This window comes from Methylocaldum sp., from assembly GCF_039794385.1.
GTDB lineage: Bacteria > Pseudomonadota > Gammaproteobacteria > Methylococcales > Methylococcaceae > Methylocaldum.
In genome coordinates this window covers 1-6,202 of sequence record NZ_JBDIVO010000273.1, presented here as the reverse complement: position 1 = coordinate 6,202, position 6,202 = coordinate 1, and the positions used below count along the sequence as shown (strand labels likewise).

5 protein-coding genes and 1 pseudogene are annotated in these 6,202 nt (G+C 59.4%); 5 read left to right on the top strand and 1 reads right to left on the bottom strand.

Annotated features, from left to right (window positions below; all coding sequences use genetic code 11):
• Window positions 1-636: 636 nt before the first annotated feature.
• Window positions 637-1,704, bottom strand: coding sequence for an NAD(P)-dependent alcohol dehydrogenase (locus ABJK70_RS18430; RefSeq protein ID WP_347258720.1), 1,068 nt, complete (start codon window positions 1,702-1,704; stop codon window positions 637-639).
• Between the two features lie 291 nt (window positions 1,705-1,995).
• On the opposite strand from ABJK70_RS18430, the gene ABJK70_RS18425 reads away from it, so the two are divergent.
• The 5 genes and pseudogenes from ABJK70_RS18425 to ABJK70_RS18405 form a co-directional block, all read left to right on the top strand.
• Window positions 1,996-2,385, top strand: a complete 390-nt coding sequence (locus ABJK70_RS18425) for a CopG family transcriptional regulator (protein WP_077732190.1) — start codon at window positions 1,996-1,998, stop codon at window positions 2,383-2,385.
• 102 nt (window positions 2,386-2,487) lie between these two features.
• Window positions 2,488-3,741, top strand: coding sequence for a PHB depolymerase family esterase (locus ABJK70_RS18420; protein WP_347258719.1), 1,254 nt, complete (start codon window positions 2,488-2,490; stop codon window positions 3,739-3,741).
• Between the two features lie 175 nt (window positions 3,742-3,916).
• Window positions 3,917-4,699: a 3-hydroxybutyrate dehydrogenase gene (locus ABJK70_RS18415; RefSeq protein ID WP_347258718.1), complete on the top strand. Its 783-nt coding sequence runs from the start codon at window positions 3,917-3,919 to the stop codon at window positions 4,697-4,699.
• 66 nt (window positions 4,700-4,765) lie between these two features.
• Window positions 4,766-5,587 carry an alpha/beta hydrolase gene (locus tag ABJK70_RS18410; protein WP_347258717.1) on the top strand — a complete coding sequence of 274 codons (822 nt, stop codon included), beginning with the start codon at window positions 4,766-4,768 and terminating at the stop codon, window positions 5,585-5,587.
• Between the two features lie 378 nt (window positions 5,588-5,965).
• Window positions 5,966-6,202: pseudogene (locus tag ABJK70_RS18405) on the top strand (oxidase); the annotation flags it as partial.

The window sequence follows — 6,202 nt, the reverse complement described above, 5'->3', positions numbered from 1 at the left end:
GGAAGGGTCGCGACTAAAGCGACCGTTTGCGATTGGGAAGGGATTGCCGACCTACGTTCTCCCCTCCTGGAACGAATCCGTACACCGGGATGGAAAACGCTCTAAGTACATTCCGCAAATACTTGCGGAATCTCGACAGATTGGCTTGATTGGCGGGGTTGTCCTGCAGGTTGCCTATGCCGCAAGACTTCCCTGAATGTACTTGGAACTGGCATCGTGTGGAAGACCCGCTTTACACGTCAGGAGTACGCCCCCTGTCCATTTGTGCGCAATGGCCCATGCCAAAGTCGAACCGCGACGCATCGGACTGCGAACGCGTGAGCAGCATAGAGCGCGTGCCAGCATCGAGAGTATCCATGCACAAGCCATCTACCGTGGTGGGTTACGGCATTCACGCTATATCGGCCTGCCCAAGACTCAGTGCAGCCCATCATCACGTCCGTGGCGGCGAACCCGGTTGGGCTCGGTTTCGGGTGAAACGGTAACCCGTAACATCCCTTGCAGATCGCGGTTTGCAGCCCTCACACGGTCTGTTTTGACTGCTCGAAAGAGCTTATGAATAAGCCAATCGCATGAACAGATGGACTCATCCTGATCGTCCACGTTTCTGTTTTGCCGGCATGATCATTTTCCTGATCAAGCCGTGACCGTTTGCTGCTCCAACGACGCCAGATCGATAACGAAGCGGTACTTCACGTCGCTCTTGAGCATGCGGTCGTATGCGTCATTGATCTCTTGGATAGGAATGAGTTCGATGTCCGAGACGATGCCGTGATCGGCACAGAAGTCGAGCATTTCCTGCGTCTCCTTGATCCCGCCGATAAGCGAGCCCACCATTCGTCGGCGTCTGAAGATCAGGTTGGCGACGCCGGGTGACGGATGCGGCGTATCCGGAACCCCGATCAAGCACAGCGTGCCGTCACGTTTGAGCAGCTCGATATAGGCGTCCAGGTTATGCGATGCGGCCACGGTATCGAGGATGAAGTCGAAGCTGTTGACGTGCTTCTTCATCTCATCGGGGTTCTTTGAAATCACCACTTCGTCGGCGCCCAGCCGCTTGGCGTCCTCGGTCTTGTCCGGAGAAGTCGTGAACAGCACCACATGCGATCCAAAAGCATGGGCGAACTTCACCCCCATGTGGCCCAAGCCTCCGAGTCCGACGATTCCGACCTTTTGGCCTTGGCCCACCTGCCAATGACGCAGCGGCGAATAGGTGGTGATGCCCGCGCACAAGAGCGGCGCGGCGGCGGCGAGATCGAGCTTTTCGGGCAGGCGCAGTACGAAATGCTCATCGACCACGATCACATTGGAGTACCCGCCGTAAGTCATCTTTCCCGTGTGCTTGTCGGGACTGTTATAAGTCAACGTGAGTTCGTTCTGACAATACTGCTCCAGATTCTCGCGACAATCTGGACAGGTGCGGCAGGAATCGACCATGCACCCCACGGCGGCCAAGTCGCCGGCCTTGAAGGTTTTCACTTCGTCGCCGACCGCGGTCACCCGCCCGACAATCTCGTGCCCGGGCACCACCGGGTAGACGGTGTTCTGCCATTCGCTGCGGACCGTATGGAGATCCGAATGGCAGACCCCGCAGTAGAGGATTTCAATCTGCACGTCCTGTGGACCCGGTTCGCGCCGCTCGAAGCGGAACGGACCCAGCGGCGCACTCATGCTGTGGGCAGCATATCCGATGGTTTTGATCATGGAGAGCTCCTTATTCCGTTTCTTAAACGGACCGTGTTTAGGACGGTTTGTTCGATTTACTTCCTGGCTCCCCATATAAAGAGGATATGTGCAATAGGCGGACATCAATGGCCACATACTGGTAAACGGTATTCTAAAGCGATTGGGTAGATCCGAATCCGCCACGCTGCGTGATGTTCGTAGGGGACTGTCAGCCACGAAACCGTTCGGCCGCGGGCACCCCTTGACAGTCCCCCGTTTCGGAGTAGGCTACCATCCCATTGGATGGCTATGAGATGGTAAGCAGAAGGTATGGCAGGGGAGACCGAGAAAATTACGATCAACTTGGGGTTCGTGGACCTCGGGCAGATCGATTTGCTGGTGCAGGAAGGCTTCTATTCCAACCGCACCGACTTCATTCGTACCGCGATACGCAACCAACTTGCCGCCCACGCGGAGGTGGTGAAACAAACCGTGGCCCGCAAGACCCTGGTTCTCGGCCTGCAGGAGTACACCCGCCGCGATCTGGAAGCGGTACGGACGGCCGGACAGAGGCTGCAAATTCAGGTGCTGGGCCTGGTCATCATCGGCGATGATGTCTCGCCCGAACTGGCACGGGACACCATCGAGTCCATCACGGTACTAGGGGCCTTGCGGGCCAGTGCGGACGTCAAATCGGCCTTGGCCGGCCGCATCCGCTAGACCTTGTTTTCCCGCCTCGCCGGTGGAGATCCACTTACAGCTCACATGTCTCCACCCACCGAACCATGGCCGCTGTTACAATCGCCAAAGGAGACCTGGATTATGACCGACGCACTGCACGCCGTAATGGCGGAAGCCACCCGGCTCACCCGCTCGGGCCGGCTCGATGAAGCCGCCGCCCTCATCCGGCGCACGCTCCGGGGCGGTTTCGCACCCGACACGTCCTCGAAGACCTCCGACTCTTCCGGTCACGAACCTATTGACAGCACGTGCCGCGTCATCGACGACATTTCCCAACTCACGCCGCCACCGGAGAGCGGGGCATCGGCGCATGGGAGCCCGCACGACGCGAGCCCATCCTCCGCGCCGTCGTCCGCCTTCGAGGCTACGTTTCGTTCGCTTCGAACCGGACTCGAATCCATAATAACCAAACCGAGCCAGTCAAACCCGGACATTCAGGCAGGAGGGCAGTTCATGACAGGTTCCTTCACCAACCCGGCCGGAACCCGCGCCTATAAGCTCTATATTCCCAGCGGCTACCACGGACAAGCCCTGCCGCTGATCGTCATGCTCCATGGCTGCGCCCAGGACCCGGACGACTTCGCCGCGGGCACCCGCATGAATGTCCTGGCGGAACGGGAGGGATTTTTCGTCCTGTACCCCGAGCAAGCGCCCCAAGCCAATCCGTCCCGATGCTGGAACTGGTTCAAGGCGAGCGACCAGCACCGGGATCATGGCGAACCGTCCATCCTTGCCGACATGACCCGGCACATCGTGAGCACCCATGGCCTTGACGCCGGGCGGATCTACGTGGCGGGACACTCGGCCGGCGGGGCGATGGCCATGGTCATGGGAGTGAACTACCCTGAGCTCTACGCCGCCATCGGCGTCCATTCCGGACTCCCTTACGGTGTCGCCCATGACATCCCCTCCGCCTTCGCGGCCATGCAGCAGGGGGAAACAGCTGCGCTGCTGCAGCGGGAAAGCAGTTTCCCGGCAGCGCTGAAAGCACTCCGGATCGTCCCCACCATCGTCTTTCATGGAGACCGGGACACCACGGTTCACCCCGGCAATGGCGATCGGGTTTTGGCGCAGTGGGCGACCGTACACTCAGGCGCGGGAAGAAAATTGCGGGTCACGGCAAACCGGAGTCAGGTGCCTCACGGGCATTCCTATACCCACTCCATCTATCACGACGCGAGCGGCCAGGTCGTCATGGAGCAGTGGCTAGTTCATGGGGCGGGCCACGGCTGGTCGGGCGGAAGTCCTGATGTCTCGTATACCGACCCCAAGGGACCCAGCGCCTCGGAGGAGATGGTCCGGTTTTTCCGGAAGCACTCGCAGGGCAAACCGTAAGAACTCGGCGAGCCGGTGAGAAGCCTCTTGCGTTCCTGTCTAACCGGGAAGTTTTTGGGTTGCGAGCGCATCACTATCAGGAGATCGTCCAGTAAGCGGAAGGTCTCCCGGAACCTAAACGAAGACCACGAGGTCCATGGATGAGGCGTCCATAGGGAATGGCGGAGAAAAAATCATGCTCCATGGGAAGATAGCCCTGGTCACCGGTTCCACCCGCGGCATCGGTCTCGGCATCGCCACCGAACTCGCCCGGCAGGGCTGCCATATCGGTTTGAATGGCTTCGGGGAGATCGAGGAGATCGAGAGATTGGCGCAGCGCTTGAGCCACGCTCAGGGTGTGAAAACTGCCTATTACCCCGCAGACTTCTCACAACCGGCTGCCATCCGCGGCATGATCCAAGCGGTGGAGGCTGATTTCGGTGCCGTTGACATTTTGGTCAACAACGCCGGTATTCAGTATGTGGCACCGCTGGAGGAATTTCCGGATGCGCAGTGGGAGACCGTGCTCGCCGTCAATCTTTCAGCCGCTTTCCATACCATCAAAGCCGCGCTGCCGGGCATGAAGCGGCGCGGTTGGGGACGGATCATCAACATTGCCTCAACCCACGGCCTGGTAGGCAGCGAGGGCAAGGCCGCTTATGTGGCGGCGAAGCATGGCCTCCTGGGTCTGACCAAGGTCGTGGCTCTGGAGACGGCTAACGCCGGCATCACCTGCAACGCGATTTGCCCAGGTTGGGTGCTGACCCCGCTGGTCGAAAAACAGATTGAGGACTTGGCCCGACAGCAGGGTATTTCGCCGGAAGAGGCCAAACTGGCGCTCCTGCGCGAAAAACAGCCTATGCTCGAATTTTCGACGCCGGAGGACATTGGCGCCTGGACCGCCTTCCTGTGCAGCGAGGCGGCCAAGACGACCACGGGGGCGGCCTTTCCGGTCGATGGGGGCTGGATCGCCCGCTGATCGGCTCAGGCCGGAGCCGCACAAGGCCAAGCTCGGCAACAGAATCCCGCCGCTTAAGGAATGGGCATGCCCAGACTTCAAATACGAGGTGCAGAACTCCATTATGAAAGCCTGGGGCACGGCCCGCCCTTGCTTTTCATCCACGGCCTGGGCTCCAGCACACGGGATTGGGAAGCTCAGCTCGCTTACTTTTCTCCACGTTTTCACGTGGTCACGTTCGACCTCCGCGGCCATGGCCGATCGGACAAGCCGCCCGGCCCCTACAGTATTCTTGGGTTTGCGGCGGACACGGCGGAACTGATCCGCTTGCTCTCCCTGGGTCCGACTCACGTTGTCGGCCTCTCGATGGGAGGCATGATCGCTTTTCAGCTCGCCATCAGCGCCCCGGAACTCGTGCAGAGCCTGGTGATTGTCAACAGCGGCCCGGAATTCATCCTCCGTACGCTCAGAGCACGACTGCAGATCGTCCAACGGAAACTCATCGTCCGGTTGCTGGGGATGCGCCAAATGGGAAAGGTTCTGGGCAAGCGTCTCTTCCCCGAGCCGGAACAGGCAGAACTCCGACAGCTATTCATCGATCGGTGGGCCGAGAATGATCCGCGGGCTTACCTTGACGCTTTGCGGGCTTTGATCGGATGGACCGTGGCGGATCATCTCGACGCCATTCACTGCCCGGCCCTCGTGATCACTTCGGATCAGGATTACACGCCGATAGCGGTCAAGGAAACCTATGTAGCCAGAATGCCGCAGGCGGAGCTTGCGATCATCCGCGACGCACGGCACATGCTGCCTCTGGAGCGTCCGGACGCGTTCAATCAGGTACTGATGGAGTTCCTATTAAAACATCGGCCCCTTCTCCGAAACCTTCCCGAGTCTTGCGAAGGATAGCTATGCCGGGAAGCAAATCGGGACGGTATACGTTTCCGGGTGATTTCGTTCCTGCTGCTCCGGACCGAGGGCATACCTTGAAAGCTTTGGGCTTCCGTCACTCGGTCCTTAAGGAAGCTCTGAACAAGTGGATTCCGTTCGTGGCGAGCTTGTCGAACCACGAACGGAATCCATACGTTACCGTTCGTCCTGAGCTTGTCGAAGGACTTATTCAGAGCTTCCTTAACAGCTTTGGCTGGACCCGTATCAGCGTTTCGGTTAAGTCATCTCGGCTCATGATCTGATCGACTCGTCCGAAGCTGCAACGTTCGATCGGTCAGGGAGGTCTTAGTTGAAACCGGGAAATAAAGTATGCCCTAAGAATTGGAGAATGAGACCTTGGATAGGCGGACTTTTCTCAAGGGTTTGGTTGGCGGGGTCGTTGTGACCTGGCCGGGCTTGTTGGTGCCGCGATCATTGCGGGCCGGCGAGTTGCCGATCGGTGCGGTGGAAAGCGCCGTGCGGACGGCATTGTCCGGCAAGAAGCCCCTCATCAAGCGCACCTACCGGCCACCGAACTTCGAGACCCCGGTCAGGGGTTTCAGCGGCGTCATCACGCCGAACGACCAGTTCTTC